This is a genomic window from Paenibacillus sp. KS1 (genome assembly GCF_001680695.1).
GTDB classification, from domain to species: Bacteria; Bacillota; Bacilli; order Paenibacillales; family Paenibacillaceae; genus Paenibacillus_B; species Paenibacillus_B suaedae.
Map to the genome: position 1 here is coordinate 1 of NZ_MAIS01000100.1, position 20,896 is coordinate 20,896.

The 20,896-nt window shown below is 50.8% G+C and carries 19 protein-coding genes and 1 riboswitch; of the genes, 1 reads left to right on the forward strand and 18 read right to left on the reverse strand.

Annotated features, from left to right (window positions below):
- The 15 genes from BBG47_RS23955 to BBG47_RS24025 all read right to left on the reverse strand — a co-directional run.
- Positions 1-1,048: ABC transporter ATP-binding protein (locus tag BBG47_RS23955; protein WP_065293815.1), on the reverse strand; the 1,048-nt coding region annotated here is incomplete at its 3' end.
- 251 nt (positions 1,049-1,299) lie between these two features.
- A complete protein-coding gene (purD, locus tag BBG47_RS23960) occupies positions 1,300-2,607 on the reverse strand; it encodes a phosphoribosylamine--glycine ligase (RefSeq protein WP_083189567.1) in 1,308 nt (435 codons plus the stop codon).
- 10 nt (positions 2,608-2,617) lie between these two features.
- On the reverse strand, positions 2,618-4,165 hold the full coding sequence (purH, locus tag BBG47_RS23965; protein WP_065293816.1) for a bifunctional phosphoribosylaminoimidazolecarboxamide formyltransferase/IMP cyclohydrolase: 1,548 nt from the start codon (positions 4,163-4,165) through the stop codon (positions 2,618-2,620).
- A 473-nt stretch (positions 4,166-4,638) separates the two neighbouring features.
- Complete coding sequence (gene purN / locus BBG47_RS23970) at positions 4,639-5,217, reverse strand: phosphoribosylglycinamide formyltransferase (protein WP_065293825.1); 579 nt, start codon at positions 5,215-5,217, stop codon at positions 4,639-4,641.
- A gap of 296 nt (positions 5,218-5,513) precedes the next feature.
- Positions 5,514-6,554 carry a phosphoribosylformylglycinamidine cyclo-ligase gene (gene purM / locus BBG47_RS23975; protein WP_065293817.1) on the reverse strand — a complete coding sequence of 347 codons (1,041 nt, stop codon included), beginning with the start codon at positions 6,552-6,554 and terminating at the stop codon, positions 5,514-5,516.
- Between the two features lie 283 nt (positions 6,555-6,837).
- Positions 6,838-8,316, reverse strand: a complete 1,479-nt coding sequence (purF, locus tag BBG47_RS23980) for an amidophosphoribosyltransferase (RefSeq protein ID WP_065293818.1) — start codon at positions 8,314-8,316, stop codon at positions 6,838-6,840.
- Entirely contained in the window at positions 8,301-10,541 is a 2,241-nt protein-coding gene (gene purL, locus BBG47_RS23985; RefSeq protein ID WP_065293826.1) for a phosphoribosylformylglycinamidine synthase subunit PurL, read from the reverse strand. Before purL ends, purF begins: the two co-directional genes overlap by 16 nt.
- 76 nt (positions 10,542-10,617) lie before the next feature.
- Positions 10,618-11,304, reverse strand: coding sequence for a phosphoribosylformylglycinamidine synthase subunit PurQ (purQ, locus tag BBG47_RS23990; RefSeq protein WP_065293819.1), 687 nt, complete (start codon positions 11,302-11,304; stop codon positions 10,618-10,620).
- A gap of 3 nt (positions 11,305-11,307) precedes the next feature.
- Positions 11,308-11,550: a phosphoribosylformylglycinamidine synthase subunit PurS gene (purS, locus tag BBG47_RS23995; RefSeq protein ID WP_021254988.1), complete on the reverse strand. Its 243-nt coding sequence runs from the start codon at positions 11,548-11,550 to the stop codon at positions 11,308-11,310.
- A 164-nt stretch (positions 11,551-11,714) separates the two neighbouring features.
- Complete coding sequence (locus tag BBG47_RS24000; RefSeq protein ID WP_139070752.1) at positions 11,715-12,845, reverse strand: phosphoribosylaminoimidazolesuccinocarboxamide synthase; 1,131 nt, start codon at positions 12,843-12,845, stop codon at positions 11,715-11,717.
- A 435-nt stretch (positions 12,846-13,280) separates the two neighbouring features.
- Positions 13,281-14,579: an adenylosuccinate lyase gene (gene purB / locus BBG47_RS24005; RefSeq protein WP_044353543.1), complete on the reverse strand. Its 1,299-nt coding sequence runs from the start codon at positions 14,577-14,579 to the stop codon at positions 13,281-13,283.
- Positions 14,572-15,789, reverse strand: coding sequence for a 5-(carboxyamino)imidazole ribonucleotide synthase (purK, locus tag BBG47_RS24010; protein WP_065293820.1), 1,218 nt, complete (start codon positions 15,787-15,789; stop codon positions 14,572-14,574). Before purK ends, purB begins: the two co-directional genes overlap by 8 nt.
- A complete protein-coding gene (gene purE / locus BBG47_RS24015) occupies positions 15,786-16,271 on the reverse strand; it encodes a 5-(carboxyamino)imidazole ribonucleotide mutase (protein ID WP_094183214.1) in 486 nt (161 codons plus the stop codon). The genes purK and purE overlap by 4 nt, the downstream gene beginning before the upstream one ends.
- Positions 16,272-16,499: 228 nt before the next feature.
- Positions 16,500-16,600: riboswitch (purine riboswitch) on the reverse strand.
- 475 nt (positions 16,601-17,075) lie between these two features.
- Positions 17,076-17,510, reverse strand: coding sequence for a universal stress protein (locus tag BBG47_RS24020; protein ID WP_065293827.1), 435 nt, complete (start codon positions 17,508-17,510; stop codon positions 17,076-17,078).
- 47 nt (positions 17,511-17,557) lie between these two features.
- A complete protein-coding gene (locus BBG47_RS24025) occupies positions 17,558-17,839 on the reverse strand; it encodes a DUF1294 domain-containing protein (RefSeq protein ID WP_021254994.1) in 282 nt (93 codons plus the stop codon).
- 214 nt (positions 17,840-18,053) lie between these two features.
- On the opposite strand from BBG47_RS24025, the gene BBG47_RS24030 reads away from it, so the two are divergent.
- Entirely contained in the window at positions 18,054-18,404 is a 351-nt protein-coding gene (locus BBG47_RS24030; protein WP_052648713.1) for a hypothetical protein, read from the forward strand.
- Here BBG47_RS24030 and BBG47_RS24035 read toward each other — a convergent pair.
- The 3 genes from BBG47_RS24035 to BBG47_RS30410 all read right to left on the reverse strand — a co-directional run.
- Complete coding sequence (locus BBG47_RS24035) at positions 18,401-19,441, reverse strand: matrixin family metalloprotease (RefSeq protein ID WP_065293822.1); 1,041 nt, start codon at positions 19,439-19,441, stop codon at positions 18,401-18,403. The genes BBG47_RS24030 and BBG47_RS24035 overlap by 4 nt on opposite strands.
- A 208-nt stretch (positions 19,442-19,649) precedes the next feature.
- Positions 19,650-20,600: a transglycosylase domain-containing protein gene (locus tag BBG47_RS24040; protein WP_065293823.1), complete on the reverse strand. Its 951-nt coding sequence runs from the start codon at positions 20,598-20,600 to the stop codon at positions 19,650-19,652.
- Positions 20,601-20,682: 82 nt separating this feature from the next.
- Positions 20,683-20,896, reverse strand: a 214-nt coding sequence (locus BBG47_RS30410; protein ID WP_217492519.1) for a hypothetical protein, incomplete at its 5' end; no start/stop codon positions are given.

Genomic DNA, 20,896 nt, shown 5'->3' on the forward strand with positions numbered 1-20,896 from the left:
CTACTGCACCTTCCCGCGAATGTCCAGCCTCCGCCGGCTTCTCAACGACGCGCTCGTGCAAGTGCCCAGTTTGCGATGATTGCTCTCCTGTGCGCTCCCCCAATTGCCCTGCTAGCGATGATTGTCCCGCTTGATCCTGCGAATGATTTTCCCCAATTCCGCTCGCATCGTACTCCGCCATGAACAGATCCTCCAAAGAAGGCTGCTCAATACGGATATCCCTTAGCTCGTGGGCAGCAATTCGCTGCAGAGCAAGGTGCAAATCACCTTGCAGCACAAGACGATGCTCCATGCCATCGTATACTGCGTTCGGATCGATATTTCTCAATCGGTAAGCCTCTATGCAATTACCCTGCTGCTTGAATTGAATATGTGCAATCCGGCGATCCTTGCCTGGAATCCCATCTACATCACTTACTCGCAGCAGACGACCTTCTCGGATGAACGCGACACGGCTGCACAACTTCTCTACCTCGCTTAGAATATGGGTGGAGAAGAAGATGGTCGCTCCCCGTTCATGCTGCTCCATTAATATTTGGAAAAAGGTGTGCTGCATCAACGGATCAAGCCCTGATGTCGGTTCATCCAGTACAATTAAATCCGGCTTATGCAGCAGACACTGTACAATGCCAAGCTTCTTGCGATTGCCAAGTGAGTATGACTTCACTCGCTTACTGACATCCAGCTTTAACTGATCTGCCAATACCATTGCAGTTGTATGTTGCAACAACAGCCCATTCATTCGCGCAGCGAAGTCCAGTACTTCTTTGCCTGTTAGCTCCTCGTTATAATGCACTTCTGACGGTAAATAGCCGATTCTCCTGCGAACATCAGGACGTTCCTTGTTCATTACTTCTCCGAACAATTCCACTGTCCCTGAGGTAGGGCGAATGAGCTGCATAATCGTACGAAGCGTAGTAGACTTTCCCGCCCCATTCGGTCCAATAAATCCGAAAATCTCACCCTGCTGTACTTCTAAATTGACTTCGTGGATACCGCGCTGTGATCCGTACCTTTTTGTGAGATTGCTCAACTTGATAGCGTTCATGCGGCACACTCCAATCTATACTATAGTTAAATTATGAGTATATCTTATTCCGCATACATTCAAACTCACAAGTCCGTTTTATACTCAATCAAGTATGAAAGTATATCATTCTCCACTCATTAGCTCTTTCCTGCTCATCATTTCGAATCAATGGAAAAATAGGCGATCGAGCTCAGATATCCGAGAATGCTCCCTGCAACTTCCCCCTTCGATAACAAAAAAAAAAGAGGAGCATCGCCCCTCTTCCTCGTCTATCTTGTCTGTACTTGTATTCGTTCTGACTTCGCACCGATGTCACTGCGGTATTGCATCCCACTGAATTGGATGCGTTGAACTGCCTCATATGCCTTCGCTTTGGCTGCTGCCACATTGTCGCCTATGCCGACAACTCCTAGCACTCGGCCTCCTGCTGTCCGCCACGTTCCATCCTCATCACGCACCGTGCCCGCATGGAATAAGAGAGCTGATTCCGCTGCCTGCTCCAACCCCGTAATGACGTCTCCTCTGCGAACATCTCCAGGGTAGCCTTCTGCTGCTACAATGACACACATCGCAGCATGATCATGCCATTCAAGCTCAATCTCCTGTAGACTGCCTTCGGCGACTGCCCACAGGACTTCGAACAGGTCTGACTTCAACCGTGGGAGTACAGACTGCGTCTCTGGATCGCCGAAGCGTGCATTGAACTCAATGACCTTTGGTTCCCCATCCGGCGTGATCATTAGTCCAGCGAACAGCAAACCATGGAAGGAACGGCCCTCGGCAACCATCGCCCTGGCAGCCGGTTCAATGATCGTCCGGCGCGCCTTCTCTAGAATGGACGGTGAGAATTGCGGCAAAGGGCTATATGTCCCCATACCACCTGTATTCGGTCCGCGATCGCCATCGAAGATTGGCTTGTGATCCTGCGCTGGTTCACATACGCGCACCGTTTCTCCATCTACGAAGGCCAGAATGGACATTTCCTCACCCAGCATAAATTCTTCAATGACAACCTTGCTGCCAGATGAACCGAACTTTCCAACTACCATCACCTCATGCAATACTTCAATTGCCTCTTCATGCGTATGAGCAATAACTACACCCTTGCCCGCCGCCAGACCATCGGCCTTAATGACGACCGGGAGCATATGTTGATGGACGTACGCCGAAGCCTCATTGAAATTATCGAACGCAGCGTAGGCAGCGGTCGGAATTTTATATTTGTGAAGCAGATGCTTCATGAACACCTTGCTTCCCTCAATCTCAGCTGCCTTACGATCAGGGCCAAATACGCGCAGTCCTTGTGCTTTCAGTACGTCAACAATTCCGCCTGCCAGTGGATCATCAGGTCCTACGACAACAAGGTCAACTTCCTGTTCAACTGCGTATCGGGCAATGCCTTCATAATCGTGGACTGGCAGCGGCACACATTCGGCGAGGTTCGCAATCCCTGCATTGCCTGGCGCACACAGCACCTGCCCAACTTGCGGGCTATTGCGAAGCGCCCATACCAGTGCATGCTCGCGTCCGCCGCTGCCGACGACCAATACCTTCTTCCCTACGTGCTCCATATTCATGAACGCCTCCTTAGTGCTTAAAGTGACGTACACCAGTCATCACCATGGCAATACCATGCTTATTTGCCACTTCAATGGATTCACTGTCTCGAACTGAGCCTCCTGGCTGAATCACTGCCGTAATTCCAGCTTCTGCTGCCAAGGCCAGCGTATCGCCCATTGGGAAGAATGCATCGGATGCAAGTACAGCGCCGCGCGCCTTCTCACCGGCTTGTTCGATTGCGATGCGAGCTGCACCTACCCGGTTCATCTGTCCGGCACCTACACCAACCGTCATTCCATCCTTCACAAGGACAATCGCATTCGACTTCACATGCTTCACGACATTCCATCCGAACAACAGCTGTTCCATCTCCTCAGAGGATGGTTCACGTTCTGTTGCGACCTGTACACTGTCTGCTTTCAAGGAATGTAAATCAAGATCCTGCACAAGCACGCCACCATCCACTGTCGTCAGCTGCCGTGATGATACCCGCTCGTCTGGGGATGGTATTGTCCCTGTTTTCATCAGACGGATATTCTTCTTCTGTGCAAGCACCTCAAGCGCTTCTTCTGTAAAGCTAGGAGCGATGACAATTTCTAAAAATATTTCATGCAGCAAACGGGCTGTATCGCCATCGATTTCTCGGTTAGAGGCAACGATTCCGCCGAATATCGACGTTGGATCAGACTCATATGCCTTCTCATAAGCTTCCAGAACCGTAGCACCGATCCCTACGCCGCATGGATTCATATGCTTCACTGCAGCCACCGCAGGCGTACGGAACTCACTAACGATCGCAAGCGCCGCATTGGCATCGTTAATATTGTTGTAGGACAGCTCCTTGCCATGCAATTGCTCAGTTGTTGTAATACTGCCTGCGCCCGCCAATGGTCGGCGATAGAAGGCCGCATCCTGATGCGGATTCTCCCCGTAGCGAAGCGGCTGTGCCAGTTCATACGTCACACTCAATCGCTCCGGCCATTGCTCACCAACCTGCTCAGTCAAATATTCCGCAATGATGGAATCATAAGCTGCCGTATGGCGGAACACCTTTGCCGCAAGACGACGACGAGTCTCAATTGTCGTATCGCCACTAGCGCGAACTTCTGCGAGAACAGTCTCATAGTCCGCTGCATCGACGACAACCGTGACATCTGCATGATTTTTGGCAGCGGAGCGCAGCATTGTCGGGCCACCGATATCTATATTCTCAATCGCATCCTCATAGGACACGCCTTGCTTTGCGATCGTCTGCTGGAATGGATAGAGATTCACAACGACAAGATCAATCGTAGACAAGCCAAGCTCATCCAGCTGCTCCATATGAGCCGGATTGCCGCGCATCGCCAGCAGCCCGCTATGAACGGCGGGATGCAGCGTCTTGACTCGACCATCTAAAATTTCCGGGAACCCCGTCACATCCGATATCCCTGTAACCGGCACTTGCTCCTGCTCCAGCAAAGCTTTCGTTCCACCCGTGGAAATAATCTGCACACCCGCTTCCGTCAAGCTGCGCGCAAATGCAACTACGCCCGTCTTATCGGATACACTGATCAATGCTCTTTGAATCGCCATGTTGTCCTCTCCCCTGCTAAACTTTGGCATTTTAATTAAATATCATTGTAATGCGTTACCGTATGGAAGTCTATATCATGGCTCCCTGTTAAAAACGAACCTTATCTACTCGTCAAAAGCTACTAAACAAATATCTCAAATATCGATTAGGAGCCTATCGTCACAGTCTTGTCTCGCCAAGTACTTTCTCGAAATAACGGCAGAAGTATGTCCTTGTGCAATGGAAAATCCGATAAATTGTCTTTCAAATAGTGGACACAATATTGCAAGGAAGACACCTTTCCCTAAACCTTAACGAGCCCAATATATAGTTGGAATACAGCTCTAACCTCTACATGTAGACATATCTTCATCTGCAGCAATATAACCTTCTGTGTCCACATTAGCGTGGACATTTTCCCCATTTGTCCTCGAAGGAGATACAAATATGTTGTGCAGGCATTCTTGTATGATCATCGGTAGCATCGAAAAAATTAGCTGGTTGCAAGAAGCCCCGCAGAGAGGAGATTCTGCACCACTTGCGGGTACAGTTCGTGCTCAGCTTGCTGAATACGCGCTGACAAAGTATCCTCCGTATCATTAGGCAGGATGGCAACAACCTGCTGGGCCAATATTGGCCCTGTATCCATTCCTTCATCAACAAGATGTACCGTCACTCCCGTCACCTTCACGCCGTAATCCAATGCTTGGCGTACCGCGTGCATGCCCGGAAAGGCAGGCAGAAGCGAAGGATGGATATTGACCATGCGTCCTTCATAAGCTCGCAGCAATACGGGGGTTACAAGGCGCATATACCCTGCCAGCACAACCCAGTCAATGTGTTGCTTGTGCAGCAAGCGGAGAACGTCCTGCTCATAATCCTCACGAGAAGTATATTTCTTCGGTTCAAATATGGCAGTCTGCACGCCGGCTTGCTTCGCACGCTCAATGACGCGCGCATTAGGCTTGTCGCATACGAGTAGGGCGATGTCAGCTTTCAGACGCTGCCCACAAGCAGCCGCATCGACAAGCGCTTGAAAGTTCGAGCCTGATCCGGAAGCAAACACGGCAATGCGTGGGAGATGCTGCTCTTTAGGCTGCTCTTTAGGCTCCGATTTGGCACTAACTTCGACTCTAGCTTCTGCGTTCCTGAGCGAGTTTGCATTTATGCTCGGTTGTGCATCAGCACATGTACTTCCATGAATCTTGCCCAGATCATCAGACGGCATCCCCTTTGTACGCAGCATACCATCACACATACCCTCGTTCGTACATTTGTTCATATCTTCATGAATTCCTTCAGGATTACCTTCATGCATACTTTTATGCATACTTTCTGGTACATCCTCGCTCCATTCCGATTGCCGCATTACAAGCCTACCCCCGGGATGTGAACTTGACGGCTTCCTTCCGTAACTCTTCCCATGCGATATACAGCCTCGCCGCTTTGTTCCAGACTGCGGATTGCGGTATTCGCTTCCTCTTCCCCAACAACGATCACCATGCCGATTCCCATATTGAACGTCGTGAACAATTCAGAAGCGGTAAGCTTGCCAATTTCCTTGCACCAAGTGAACACAGGATGAATCGGCCATGCCCCATACTCAATCTCAACAGACGTACCTTCAGGAAGCACACGCGGAATATTCTCTAAGAATCCCCCACCTGTAATATGAGCCGCACCCTTCACATTCACTTGCTTCATCAGCTCAAGCATGGAGCGCACATAAATGCGTGTCGGCGTAAGTAGTACCTCTCCAAGTGTACTGCTGCCATCAGGTGCTACATCTGTCAAACTCAGTCCGCCTTGTTCAAGCAACAACTTGCGGACGAGTGAGAAGCCATTGCTGTGCAGTCCACTCGAAGCAAGACCTAGCACAACGTCGCCAGGGCGAATCGATTCACCGGTAATGATTCGGCTCTTATCTACCACACCTACGCTGAAGCCAGCAATATCGTACTCATCTGCCGAATACATACCTGGCATTTCAGCCGTTTCACCGCCGATTAGAGCGCAGCCCGACTGCGTGCAGCCTTCCGCAATACCGCTCACAACCGCTTCAATTTGCCCTGGAACGACCTTCCCGCAGGCCAAGTAATCAAGGAAGAATAACGGTTCTGCACCTTGGACGACAATATCATTCACACACATCGCCACAGCATCAATGCCGATCGTGTCATGCTTATCAAGCGCGAACGCCAGCTTCAGCTTCGTTCCCACTCCGTCCGTACCTGATACAAGAACCGGTTCTTTGTAACGCTGAATATCCAGTTGGAACAAAGCTCCGAATCCACCCAAATCGGTTAGCACTCCTGGCGTAAATGTGCGGCGCACATGCTTCTTCATTCGTTCGACCGCTTCATTCCCTGCCGCAATATCGACACCCGCTTGTTTGTAGGCTTCTGACATGATCGTGCGTCTCCTCTCTCCCTGTAAGCAGGACAGGAATGCATCCTGCATTCCCGTCCGTCATCGTTAATGTGAAATGAATAAAATCTTGAAATCTCGAATTACTCAAAATGAATATGTTACGAATCTCGGCCCAGGTACGCGACATCCCACAGCCCGAGCGATCACTTAGCAATCATTTAGAAGTAAATTAGAAGTAAATTAGAAGTCACTTAGCATTACTTGGCAATTATTTAGATATCCACTTTGCAATCGCTAGAAATCACTTGGCAGCCTCTCACACTCAACAGCTACAGCCTGAGCGTTCATTGCCCGTCCCCGCTGCTGCAGGGTCTGTATATAAATTCGTTGGATAGTCCTTATCGAAGCAGGCTAAGCACAGCCCTCCGTTGGATTCATTCACAAATGCCCCACCAATTGCACCAATCATGCCGTCTTGGCTCAGAAAAGCAAGGGAGTCCGCCCCCACCAGTTCACACATCTCTTCCACCGTGTGAGATGACGCAATCAGGTCCTCGCTGTTCGGCGTATCGATTCCGTAGAAGCACGGATGCTTGAACGGTGGCGAAGCGATGCGCAGATGAACCTCCAAAGCCCCCGCTTCGCGCAGCATGTGCACAATTCGGCGTGATGTCGTGCCCCGCACGACCGAATCGTCGATTAGAACGACCCGTTTGCCCTCTACGACACTGCGCACCGCACTTAGCTTCATCTTCACACCCTGCTCGCGCAATGCTTGGCTCGGCTGAATAAACGTCCGGCCCGTATACTTACTCTTAATCAAGCCCATCTCATAGGGAATTCCCGTCAGCTCTGCGTATCCAATAGCAGCCGATATACTAGAATCCGGCACACCACTTACGATATCCGCCTCTACGAACGATTCCCTCGCAAGCTGCATGCCCATTTGTTTGCGTGCAGTATGCAGATTGACATCATGCAGCTGGCTATCTGGCCTTGAGAAGTAGATGAACTCCATCGCGCATAATGCGCGGCGTTGAAGCGGTGCGAACCGTTCCGAACGATGACCGAGCGCATCTACGATGAGCAGTTCCCCCGGCTCCAAGGAACGAACTAATTCCGCACCAACCGCTTCAAGTGCACATGTCTCCGAGGCAAATACATAACTGTCGCCCAGCCTGCCAAGCACAAGCGGCCGGAGGCCATTCGGATCGGATGCGGCAAGCAGCTTGTCGTTTGTCATAATGAGGAAGGCGAAGCCTCCAACCAGTTCACGAAGCGCCTCCTTCGCCGCACGAACGACGTCGTGCTCCGAGCGAGCGATAAGATGAGCAATCACCTCGGTATCACTCGTCGTCTGGAAAATAGAGCCCTTCTTCTCCAACTCGCGGCGAATTGCAGGAGCGTTGACGATATTCCCGTTCGTCGCAACTGCAAGATCCCCATCGCGCGTCTTGAAGACGAGTGGCTGCGCATTCGCCAGCCGGCTGTCGCCGGACGTCGAATAACGTACATGGCCGATCGCCCGATCACCACGCATATCCTGCAATCGCTCAGCGTCGAACACTTCCTTCACAAGGCCCATTGCACGATGATAGTGGAAAGATTGACCGTCGGACGTACACATGCCTGCACTTTCCTCGCCACGATGTTGCAGCGTGTGCAGCCCATAATACACCATCGAAGCCGCCTCTTCATAACCAAACACACCGAATACCCCGCACTCTTCCTTCAAGCGGTCAAATGGCCCATCCTTGCCGCTGCCCTCATTGTAGTAAGCCCCTGTTACTTCATGAGACATGGAATCGCATCCTTCCATACCTGTTCTGCTTGTTGCCAAGGCATATCTAAAGCATCCGTTCCATCTACTCGAACGTGGATCTGTTCACCTCCGACTGTACCGATGCCCTCTACCGGAACTCCTGCTTCCGAGCAGCGAGCCTTCACTTCTTCCAACTGCTCCGCACGTACCGACAGCAGGATACGGGATTGGCTCTCGCTGAACAGTGCGATATCCGTACGCAGTCCTTCTGCACTTAGATCAAGCGTCGCACCGATATGACCGCTGATGCAGCTCTCCGCAAGCGCAGCCGCGAGACCTCCGTCCGATACATCATGTGCAGACTGCACAAGTCCTGCTTGAATCAGGCTCAACACGGTCTTCAGCAAGCTTGATTCTGCATCCAGATCGAGCTGCGGAGGACGACCTTCTACCGCGCCGTGTACAATGGCTTGGAATTCACTTCCGCCAAGCTCTGCCTTCGTGCGGCCCAGAAGCAGTACTGCATCTCCCGCCTGCTTGAAGGCTTGTGTCGTAATGTGCTGCGTATCATGAACGAGACCGACCATGCCAACGACTGGCGTTGGATAGATGGCTCCCTTTGCATTTTCGTTATACAAGCTTACGTTCCCGCCGATAACCGGCGTATTCATCACACGGCATGCTTCAGCCATGCCATCAACAGCCTGCTCCATCTGCCAGAAGTTCTCCGGCTTCTCCGGATTGCCGAAGTTCAAGTTATCCGTAATTGCCAGCGGCTCTGCACCAGAGCATACAATATTGCGCGCTGCCTCACAGACCGCAATGCGGCCTCCCATGAATGGATCAAGCATCACATAGCGGCCATTGCAATCCGTCGTCATCGCGAGCGCTTTGTTCGTTCCGCGCACAAGCACGACTGCCGCATCCGAGCCTGGTGCCACTGCCGTGCTCGTGCGAACCATCGTGTCGTACTGGCGATATACCCATTCCTTGCTTGCCACAGATGGTGAGCCAAGCACCTTCAATAGCGCTCCGTTCAGTGCTTCAACCCCGCTTACTTCTGGGTAAGCCGTTGTGTCCACGGAAGCGTTAGCCTCAAAATAAGCAGGTACAGCAGAAGGCTTATTATAAATAGGACATTCATCCACAAGTCCGTTAACCGGCATATCACCGACAACCTCGCCACCATACAGCAGGCGCAGGCGCCCATCGTCTGTAACGCGGCCAACCTTGCGGCAAATAACGCCCCAACGTTCAAAGATTTCCATCGCAATTGGCTCGTTATGCTCTTCAATAACGAACAGCATGCGCTCCTGCGATTCGGACAGCATCATTTCATAAGGTGTCATGCCAAATTCACGCTGCGGCACCTCGTTCAAGTCGAGCTCAAGCCCGTTGCCTGCCTTGCTCGCCATCTCCGCGCTCGAACAAGTTAGACCAGCCGCCCCCATATCCTGAATCCCGATCACGATGCCGGAAGCGATCAGTTCCAAGCATGACTCCATAACCAGCTTCTCCATGAACGGGTCGCCTACCTGTACCGCCGGACGCTTCGCTTCCGATTGCTCTGTTAGCTCCTCCGATGCGAATGTCGCACCATGAATGCCATCGCGTCCTGTCGGTGGCCCAACATAATACACAGGATTGCCGATTCCGCTCGCCACGCCCTTCTGGATATCTTTGTGGTCGATCAGCCCAACGCACATCGCGTTAACGAGCGGATTGCCTGCATAGCTGTCATCGAAGACGACCTCGCCGCCCACCGTCGGAATGCCGATGCAGTTGCCATAGCCAGCAATGCCTGATACAACATGCTCGAATAAATACTTCACCCGCTCATCCTGCAAGCTGCCGAAGCGCAGCGAATTCAGCAAAGCAACCGGACGCGCGCCCATCGAGAAAATATCGCGAATAATACCGCCTACTCCCGTAGCCGCACCTTGAAACGGTTCGATGGCAGAGGGATGGTTATGGCTCTCGATTTTGAATACAACCGCTTGTTCGTCCCCAATGTCAACAATGCCCGCTCCTTCGCCCGGACCAACCAGTACACGGTCGCCTGAAGTCGGGAATCGCTTGAGCAGCGGCTTCGAGTTTTTATAAGCACAATGCTCAGACCACATGACACTGAACACACCGATTTCGGTATAATTCGGCTTCCGGCCGAGCAGCTCGCATATGCGTGAATACTCATCTTCCGTTACGCCCATTGTCCGGTATAGCTTCTGCTCCTCAATCTGCTCAGCAGTCGGTTCCTGCTTCATATGGCGAAGTCCTTCAGCAAGGGATTGTTCCTTCTGCTTCGCGCTGCGTGCTGCCGCCTGTTCTTGTTCCATCGTATTAGTAAGCGTTGACTGCATGTTGTTCCCTCCAAGCTTGTAAAATGGATGTAAACAAGCGAACGCCATCCGCTGAGCCCAGCAGTTCGCTAACCGCACGCTCGGGATGAGGCATCATGCCGAGCACGTTGCCAGCCTCGTTGCAAATACCAGCTATATGTTCAAGTGAACCGTTCGGGTTCTGCTCATACGTAAATACAATTTGATTGCCTTGCTTCAGCTTCGCCAGCGTTGCCTCATCGCAATAATAGTTGCCCTCGCCATGCGCGATTGGGATGTTCAGAATGTCGCCCTCGACATAATCCCGTGTGAACGGCAAATCTGCACGAGTTACTCGAATTGGGGCAGCGTGACATCGGAACTTCAGCCCTTCGTTTCTCCGCAGTGTCCCTGGAAGCAATCCCGCTTCCGTCAAAATTTGAAATCCGTTGCATATCCCAAGCACATAAGTGCCTGTCTCAGCAGCCTTAGCGACCGCCTTCATAACAGGAGCGAATCTGGCAATCGCTCCACTGCGCAAATAATCACCATACGAGAAGCCACCTGGAATGACGATAAGGTCATATCCGGTTACATCCTGCTCCGTATGCCATACCCGATCCACTTCGACATTCAGCGTATCTTGTATGGCATGGACACAATCTAGGTCACAATTCGATCCGGGAAATACGAGCACCGCTGCCTTCATCGCCTATTCCTCCAACTCGTACCGATAGTCTTCAACGACTGGATTCGCCAGCAGCTTCTCGCACATTTGCTCCACCTGCGCCGACGCCTGCTCGCGATCTTCCGTGTTGATATTGAACTCCATATATTTGCCGATGCGCACTTGCTCCACACCGCTGTATCCCATCGTGTGCACCGCCTGCTCCACTGCAGCCCCTTGCGGATCCAATACGCCTGCCTTAGTCGTTACGAAAACCTTCACCTTCATCCCTTTTTCCTCCCCATCAGTCCATACTGTCATGAAATTTGAACAATCTACAAAACTGTAATGAATACGATTCATAAAACAATGACCAAACCAGTCAGCGTTTGACGATCCTCCATAAAACTAGAACATTCAACAAAACGTTAAAACATTTATAAAACGGAAGATCATTCAGGCCATGCTTGCTCTGTAATGCGCTCATACAGCTCGATATAGCGGCGGCGCGTAGCTTCTACTACCTGCTCTGGCAGTACTGGCGGCGCCCCACATTTATCCCAACCGCTTGCAGCCAAGTAGCGTCTTACTGGTTCCTTATCCAAGCTATCGATATCCTGATCCAGCACATACTGATCGATCGACCAGAAGCGCGATGAATCCGGGGTGAACAACTCATCAATGAGTACAAGTTCTCCGTCAATAGTTCCAAATTCAAATTTGCAATCGGCGAGCAAAATGCCCTTGGATGCGCATATTTCAGCCGCATACGTATACAGCTCGATGCTGACCTGACGCAGCTGCTGCGCAAGATCTGCTCCCAAATCCTCGCACATAACCGCGAACGGCACATCTTCATCATGTCCCTCATCATGCTTGCGGGACGGTGTAAAAATCGGCTCCGACAGCTTCTCATTCATGCGGAGGCCAGCAGGAAGCTCAATTCCGTTGACAGATTGGTTGGCCGTATACTGCCTCCAGCCGCCGCCGGTAATATAGCCTCTTACGACGCATTCAAAGTCAATGCGCTTTGCTCGTCGAGCAATTGTCATTCGATCTTGTAGGGAACTTAATATTGCGGATAAATCCTGGGGTTCGAGATGTTCATCTCGGCGATTCAAGCTTTCTGTATTTCGCTCAGCTTGATGCAAAGCCGTGTCATGCCGTTGTATTTCTGGATGTGATTCTGGGTGTGTATTCTGGTGTTGGTCTTGGTGAGAATTCTCGCTGTCCTGATGTGAATCATGACAACAATGCATATCATCAGCTGAATGTATGCTGCTACGGTATTGCTCCAAGCGCTTCTCCTGAGTCTGCTTCAGAAGCCCTTCATCGAATGGAACCACATGGTTCGCAATGACATGCTTCGTCTGCTCGAACCAGAATTGGCTCAGCCTGTTCAATACCTCTCCTTTGCCGGGAACCTCCGGCTTCAATACGGCGTCGAATGCAGAGATTCGATCCGATACAACAATTAATAAATGGTCTGGGTCCAGTTCATACAGCTCGCGCACTTTCCCACGATGGAGAAGCGGCAGCGGAACGATGTCAGTCTCAGTCGCAAATTGAGTGTTTGTAGACATCTCCTGTGCTCCTTTCGGCATTACGCCCATTTAGTCAAAAGCGCGTGTTCAAATCAACCCGCCCACATTATCTGCGGATAGAATCAAACAACCTTTAAAAGGAACCCTCCCATATATCGCACCCGCTGCAGCAGTCTCTTCCGATCGTGGTTGGAGGGAAGGAAGAGACCGCCTGCATTCGGCCGTCAGGGCGACAGCCTACGGGAGCTGCCTACACGTCATCTTAGGGGGACGAGTAGGAATCAAGCTCATCATTCAATTGTGTACTAGATAATGTTAGTCTCGCTAGGGACGCAAGTGCCGGCTGCCAGTCGTACAGGTCACGACTGATAGTTCAAGGCAGCTTGGAAGTTTGCTACTCACCACACTGCAATTTCGCGCTAACCAGCAACCTTGCTGCTAACCGCTATTATCTGCTTCTTCCTGCTCCATGCCTTAATCAAGCAAGCCCACTTGGCGGAAGATCGTATCTACATTTTTCAAATGCCATGCAGGATTGAACGCATCCGCGATCTCTTCCGCACTAAGAACAGCCGTAATCTCCGGTGTGCTCTCAATAATGTCGCGGAAGCTGCGCTGCTCTTCCCATGCCTGCATCGCACGAGGCTGTACCGTGTCGTAAGCCTGTTCACGCGCCCAGCCCTTGTCGATCAGCTTCGTCATGACACGGCCGGAGAACGGAACATCGAAGGTGCGCTGCATATTGCGCTTCATGTTCTCTGGGAACACCGTCAAGTTCTTCACGATGTTCATGAAGCGGTTAAGCATGTAGTTCAACAGCATCGTCGCATCCGGCAGGATGATACGTTCTACCGAGCTGTGCGAAATATCGCGCTCATGCCAGAGCGGCACATCCTCATAAGCGGTCAGCATGTATCCGCGCATTACGCGGGACAAGCCGGAAATATTCTCGCAACCGATCGGGTTGCGCTTGTGCGGCATTGCCGATGAGCCCTTCTGGCCCTTCGCAAATGCTTCTTCCACTTCGCGGAACTCACTCTTCTGCAAAGCACGAATCTCAGTAGCGAACTTATCAAGCGATGTCGCGATAAGTGCAAGTGATGCCATGTACTCCGCATGACGGTCACGCTGCAGCGTCTGCGTCGAAATCGGCGCTGGCTTCGTACCAAGCTTCGCGCATACGAACTTCTCTACAGATGGGTCGATATTCGCATATGTCCCTACCGCACCGGACATTTTGCCGAACTCGACGCCTTCCGCTGCGCGGCGGAAACGCTCTAAATTGCGGAGCATTTCTGCATACCATAGTGCCATCTTCAGTCCGAATGTTGTCGGTTCTGCATGCACACCGTGCGTACGACCCATCATTGGCGTGTCTTTATATTCAAGTGCTTTATTTTTCAAAATCTCGATGAAATTCAGCAAGTCGCGATCTATAATCTCATTCGCCTGCTTCATCAAATAGCCGAGCGCCGTATCCACGACGTCCGTTGACGTTAAGCCGTAGTGAACCCATTTCCGCTCTTCGCCCAGCGTCTCAGATACTGCGCGAGTGAAGGCGATCACGTCGTGGCGCGTTTCTGCCTCAATCTCATAGATCCGTTCGATATCGAAGCTTGCATGCTCGCGGAGCTTCTTCACGTCTTCGTGCGGGATGACGCCAAGATCAGCCCATGCTTCACACGCACACAACTCCACCTCAAGCCAAGCCTTAAATTTATTCTCTTCCGTCCAAATCGCCCGCATCTCCGGGCGCGAATACCGTTCAATCATCGTTTGCATTCCTCCACAAGTCCGTTAAATTCATCCATTCGAGCGCAGTAGCGATGTCCGGCCCTAGTATGTTAATATGCCCCATCTTGCGCTTCGCCTTCGCTTCCGACTTGCCGTACCAGTGCAGCTTCGGCGTCACGCCAAGGCGGCTGGCTGCCGGATCGTCAGCACGGAACCATTGTACCATGTCCAAAGCGTCTTCGCCGAGCAAGTTCACCATAACGACAGGGGTATGGAGCTCCGTACTGCCAAGCGGCAAGTTGCATATGGCGCGAAGATGCTGCTCGAACTGCGAGGTGCGGCAGGCATCCATCGTGTAGTGTCCCGAATTGTGCGGGCGTGGTGCAAGCTCGTTCACAAGCAGGCGGCCGTCAGTGGTCAGAAACATCTCAACAGCAATGAGGCCAATGACGTCCAGCGCCTCGGCAATACGGCGCGCAAGCCGCTTTGCTTCGTCCTGGATATGCTGTGGAATGCGTGCAGGCACAATGGACATGTGCAGAATATGATGCTGATGAATGTTTTCCGCAACTGGGAACACAGCGATCTCGCCGCGCGGGCTGCGCGCCGCAATGACGGACAGCTCCAGCTCGAACGGAATGAATTCCTCCAGCACGAGCTCCGAGGTGAGAGCGGCAAGCGCCTCATAGGCTCCTTCCGCCTCGTCTGGGTGGCGAATGATACGCTGGCCCTTGCCATCGTATCCGCCGATTGCCGTCTTCAGCACACCTGCCCCGCCGAACGCTTCTAGCCTCTGTTGAATCTCAGCAGCGGAAGCTACGGCTGCGTATGGCGCCACCGGTATGTTCGCTGCGGTGAGAGCTTCCTTCTCCCGCAAGCGATGCTGCGTAATGCGCAGCAGATGGCTGCCCTGCGGCGCGTAAGCTTCCCGCTCCAATCGCTCCACCACTTCGGCCGATACATTCTCGAACTCGTATGTGACAACATCCGCGCGCTGGCCTAACTCATGTGCAGCGTCAGCATCGTCATAAGCGGCTGTAATCATCTCGGCAGCAGCGCCGCATGGCGCGTCCTGCGCTGGATCGAGCGCTGTGAAGCGATAGCCCATGCGCACGCCTTCAAGCGCCAGCATGCGGCCCAATTGGCCGCCGCCCAGCACGCCAATCGTTGCACCGGGAACAAGCACCGGTGCGTCCGCCCGGCTCGGGCGCTCTTGCGGCAGCGTGCGGCCGTTCACAGGCGCGCTCATTTGAGCGCCCCCGTGTCCTGCACCTGCTGCCGAATCGCTTCCCTGCGCGCTGCGATGCGCGCGCGCAGCACTTCATCGTGCATGCCGAGCATCTGCACGGCCAGCAGCCCGGCGTTCGTCGCGCCCGCCGGTCCAATCGCGACGGTCGCCACAGGTACGCCCGCCGGCATCTGCACGATGGACAGAAGCGAGTCCATCCCGTTCAGATGCGATGACTTCACCGGCACGCCGATAACCGGCAGTACCGTCTTCGCCGCTACCATGCCCGGCAGATGCGCGGCACCGCCTGCTCCGGCAATAATGACACGGATTCCTCTTGCCTCCGCCGTCTCGGCATAGCGGAACATCTCGTCTGGCGTACGGTGTGCGGACACTACCTGTTTCTCATAAGCAACGCCCATCTCCTCCAGCACTTCGCACGCCTTCTTCATCGTATCCCAATCGGACTTGCTTCCCATAATGACGCCTACTACCGGCACAATGCCTTGTTCGTGACTCGCTGTGTTCACCATCGCAATCCCCCGCTTTCGACAATGTCCAACCTGACCACTACTACATAACAAAAAAACGTTCAGGAGTTCCCCCTGAACGTATCATCGACTAAGTATACGGAATGAGCAAACAAGCGGATTTCTTCCGCTCTGGGCAGAATGATCAGGCTCCCATCAAGCCCCGACATCTGTCGGCGACGTGAAAAAGCGAGAACAGTCTTGCCTGTTCGTCATTCCCGTAGTCCAAAAATTTACGGTTCTTGGGTAGAAACTTCCGGCCATATTCCCGGAATTATACGAGAAACAATATTCGCTTATCCATCTTGTGCCTACAGTTTAACAAGGCTTAACATAGCGTGTCAACAATAAAATGCGAATAATAAATAATAAAATATAGTTAATGTTCGTTTATTGGCAATTCCCACATTGTTAGCATCATTAAATATTCAGAATCCTTGATTAATTCCGACCTATGATTGGATTTAAGACTCGATTTATGATTCGACTTACTGTCCGACTAAAAAAACCAGCAGCAGGATACTCTCCTGCTGCTGGCTTATTTCTCTCTCGTTTTACTTATACTTTGCTTTCACATATGCTATCATTTACTGATGCTTACACTTATGCTTTCACCTATGTTTTCATATGCTAACAATGATACTCACTCACATTTATACGTTCACATTCAACTTCACTTTTCGCCTTACTTTTCCTATTTCGAGATCAACATGATCATATACCTCTTGCTTGCCTACTTGCCTCTACAAGATCATGTACGACCGACAGGCCAATGCATCATTTAATGACCAATACCGGGACCTTTGCATGCTGCACAACATGATGGCTGACACTGCCAAGCACGAATTCCTTCAACCCGCTCAAGCCGCGGCTTCCGATAATAACAAGATCCGCATTGAACTCATCTGCCTCATCAATAATTGCTTGACCAGGAGGGCCTTGCTGAAGGACAACCGTCGCTCGTTCGCCGAGCGCTGCAACCTTGCCCTCTGCTTCCTGCTGTAAACGCTCTGCGTATTCGTACAGCTCCTCGTTTGTCTCCGCTGAAGCAGTAGCATAAGCCGTACCAACAAAATATTGCGGGAACTGAAATACATGCACGACGCGTACTTGAGACTGCTCGCTTACTTCCGCGAGTCCTACCGCGTGCTGTAAAGCCTTGCGGGACGGTTCCGATCCATCATATGCGACAAGAATGCGTTGAAATTTCATAACTCCCACCACACTTCCCCATAATTTACTAGTGCTGTGCTTATTATTTAACCAAACCGCAGCAAAATAAAACCAAACACAAAAATATTCACCAGCAATATAAACGGCACGCCTGCTGTAAAGGTAACATGCTGTGTCTTATGGCGCTTGTTATACATCGCTGTCAACACGCCTAGCGCACCGCCAAGCCAAGCTGACAAGAACAGCTTCCGCTCCGGAATACGGCGGCGATGCCTCTGTGCCCGCTGCTTATCCACAACCATCATTTGATATCCAACTACATTTATGATGAGTAAATAAATGAATACGATCCAAGTCCAATCTTTCATCCTATGTAACAGCCCCTTTCTCTCCCTATTATACAATGAGGCTATTCCAAAAGTATCGTGATTGATCGCATTCACCGGCTCAGATTCCATACTCAGACGTTCTTTTTACCCGGGTACAGGCAACATTCGCGGATCCTAATGTGCTTCTGCTTCATTCACGCAACATAACTGTTCACGATACCGTTAATGAGTACGAAGGAGTTGAGGCTGCCATATGCAAAAGCTACTTGCCATTTTCACTATCTCATGCATGATGCTTATACTGACTGCTTGCTGCACGAGTGAACAAACGGAAACGAGCGCAAGCTGGCCCTACAACAATATGATCATCTTCCACGGGAATCGATATGTTGGCAGTGATGATCAGGTTCAACAGATCGACAAACTGCTGGGAGAAATCCAATCATCCTCAAATCGGGAGGAAGACTCAAGTGGAGATAGCTTCTCTAACACTTACCCCGTAGGAACAAAGCTGTATAAAATAAAAGGAATTAATGAAGAAACAGCTATCGCTGTTGAGGTGAAGAAGAACCTCTATATTAAGGCTGCTAGGAAAGAGAACTAAATACCTTTCAAATCCTCTTTGCTAACGAGCGCCTTGCTTTTCTGATTCTGGTACATCTCCATATTTCCATCCTGGAGCGTCTGGTTCGTTACCTTCATGAAAATCGAGGTATCCTCATTCACGACACGATAGGTTCCATCTTCATTTTGCTTCAAGAACAGAATCGATTGATCACCTTGCTTTAGTGGAGTCGTATCGTCAGAAACTACAATGGCCTCCCGGTCGCGTCCGCCCAGCTGTAGTACATTGATCGTACTATTTCTGAGAGATGCGTTTCCTTTGATTACCTCTGATATCTGGAACTCGGATTCCGTCCGGTACGTTTCAGGCGCCCCACTCCCTGACTTGCGAACTCCGTTCTCCTGCACTACCTGTCCTTCTACGATTGCATCAACAGCGTTGGCGAGTGCTGTATAGTCTCTGTACCCATAAGCCCAACTAGCGTCAATATGCACAACGGGAATCGACGGATTCGCTTGCGATAAAGCGATCGTCCCGTATTTCTTCTTAACCGTGTCCTTATCAGCAGATGTCGGGGATGTATTGGTTCTAGCAAGCGACCCATCAGACCAGAAGGTAAAAGATTTCATGACCGACGGTTCGCTGTCATTATGTGCAAGGCCCAATGCATGCCCTAATTCATGTGTGGCAATCCCTTCCGAAATCGTGGGAGTGTATCGGCTTTGGGTTGTGTAGTATTCATTTACCCAAGCACGCGTTTTGGAGGCAATCCCATTCGAATATGTAGTGTAGCAAATTCCATCCCAATCATTATCTTTCGTTGGCGATACTTTCTGATTTCCTGCCCGAAAATCATATTTCGTGCCTGTCCCCATTGTAACACTGCCTGTCCCGCTCCACCGACTTGCTCCTGTATTCCAAATGCCTTTATAAAAGGTGTTGGAACCATCATTGTAGAACTGGATAGAGCTTGAGCTGAACTTCCATGGATTCTCAGGAGTCGCTGCCTGAGCAGTTCCCATAAGTGCAAAGACAAGAAACATAGACATAGCCGTACTTAGTAATTTCTTTTTCAACCCTTATTCCTCCCTGTTCAATTTTATACATCATCTTATTTTCCTGTAAAAGATTTCATAGGCGCCGATTCATATATATGTCTCATTCCTGAGAAAATTGCTTTTGCACGAAAATTAATCACGTCATTCAGCGCTTTATCCATGAGTACAGTCAAAAAAAGGCACACCTGCCGCAGCTCATCCGAGCTTGATCAAGTGTGCCTTTTCTTTATTTCCCTTTATTGTGGATAACGACACCAATCGGTGTCTTCAGCGCTGCTTGGCGCTCTGCCTCTGTCATCCAGCCTAAATCCTTCATACGCTTCAATACAACATGCTGGCGCTGGAGAGCCAGCTTCATATTCTTCGCTGGGGAATAGCGTTCAGGTGCCTTAAGCAATCCAACGAGAATCGCTGCTTCTGCCTTGTTAACCGTAGGAAGATCGCCATTGACTCGTGTCGTCTTGCCGAAATAATAGCGTGCTGCATTCTCGATGCCATATTGTCCATGTCCGAAATATACTTTATTCAGGTACATTTCCAAAATCTCTTGCTTGCTAAAATTCCACTCCAGATTGGCCGCTATCGCCATCTCCTTCATTTTGCGGGAAAATGTCTTATCATGCGTTAAGAACAAGTTGCGCGCCAGCTGCATCGTAATCGTACTGCCGCCCTGTGCCTTCTGCTGCTTCGTCACATTTATCCAGACTGACCGCGCCAGCCCGATCGGATCAATGCCGGGATGAAGCTTGAAGCGATGATCCTCAATGGCCATCAGTTCCTGCGGTATAAAGGAAGCCATATGCTCCAGTTGAACCATATGCTGTCCCTTGGCTGTATTCGCTTCTTGTGCAATCTGCTCACGGAACGTTATGAGCTTGCCTTGATCAATCCAGGCCGTCCCTGTTGCCGCCATCCCTACCCACCCAATAATCGGGGTAAGAATTGCAATGATCAAGCTATATATGACCCAACGCTTCCACTTCATTCGGTGTGGCATATGGGCAGGTTGTGCAATTGTTTCCGTTTGTTCATGTATCATAGTTGATTCTTTCTTCGTAGGACGATGAGGCTCATCTTGGGCCGCATTCGGTACCTTGCGATGTGCTATTGTTTCTTGAGCAGGCAGAGGCATAAATACCGATGCTTGAACCAGATGACCTTTTCTTTGTTTTTTCATTCGTTACCGCCTCCCCTTCTTATATGTAAGAGCTATTATTCATTTTGAAACATAACCCTTACGTACAGTGTATACGTTGACCTCATGCCATGACATCGAATTGACTTGCAGCCAGCTTACAATGATGAAAGAAAAGGTGAAAGCAAGCAGAAAACGCCTTTTCTATGAAATAGAAGACGAGTGAGTCACAAAAAATGTTGTTGGTATATTTTCCTTGTTGCAAATCATGTCGAAAGTATGCTAAATTAAGATTCTGTTGAGCAATCAATATGGCGGTCGTGGCGAAGTGGTTAACG

Coding starts and splice junctions, on each gene's coding strand:
- purH (WP_065293816.1), bottom strand. CDS start 4,165: ATGGCGATTCAAAGAGCATTGATCAGTGTATCCGATAAGACGGGCGTA.
- purQ (WP_065293819.1), bottom strand. CDS start 11,304: ATGAAGGCAGCGGTGCTCGTATTTCCCGGATCGAATTGTGACCTAGAT.
- purF (WP_065293818.1), bottom strand. CDS start 8,316: ATGTCTCATGAAGTAACAGGGGCTTACTACAATGAGGGCAGCGGCAAG.
- BBG47_RS24025 (WP_021254994.1), bottom strand. CDS start 17,839: ATGAAAGATTGGACTTGGATCGTATTCATTTATTTACTCATCATAAAT.
- purB (WP_044353543.1), bottom strand. CDS start 14,579: ATGATTGAACGGTATTCGCGCCCGGAGATGCGGGCGATTTGGACGGAA.
- BBG47_RS24040 (WP_065293823.1), bottom strand. CDS start 20,600: ATGAAAAAACAAAGAAAAGGTCATCTGGTTCAAGCATCGGTATTTATG.
- purL (WP_065293826.1), bottom strand. CDS start 10,541: ATGAAGCAGGAACCGACTGCTGAGCAGATTGAGGAGCAGAAGCTATAC.
- purM (WP_065293817.1), bottom strand. CDS start 6,554: ATGTCAGAAGCCTACAAACAAGCGGGTGTCGATATTGCGGCAGGGAAT.
- BBG47_RS24000 (WP_139070752.1), bottom strand. CDS start 12,845: ATGTCTACAAACACTCAATTTGCGACTGAGACTGACATCGTTCCGCTG.
- BBG47_RS24030 (WP_052648713.1), top strand. CDS start 18,054: ATGCAAAAGCTACTTGCCATTTTCACTATCTCATGCATGATGCTTATA.
- purD (WP_083189567.1), bottom strand. CDS start 2,607: ATGAATATGGAGCACGTAGGGAAGAAGGTATTGGTCGTCGGCAGCGGC.
- BBG47_RS24020 (WP_065293827.1), bottom strand. CDS start 17,510: ATGAAATTTCAACGCATTCTTGTCGCATATGATGGATCGGAACCGTCC.
- purK (WP_065293820.1), bottom strand. CDS start 15,789: ATGAGCGCGCCTGTGAACGGCCGCACGCTGCCGCAAGAGCGCCCGAGC.
- purS (WP_021254988.1), bottom strand. CDS start 11,550: ATGAAGGTGAAGGTTTTCGTAACGACTAAGGCAGGCGTATTGGATCCG.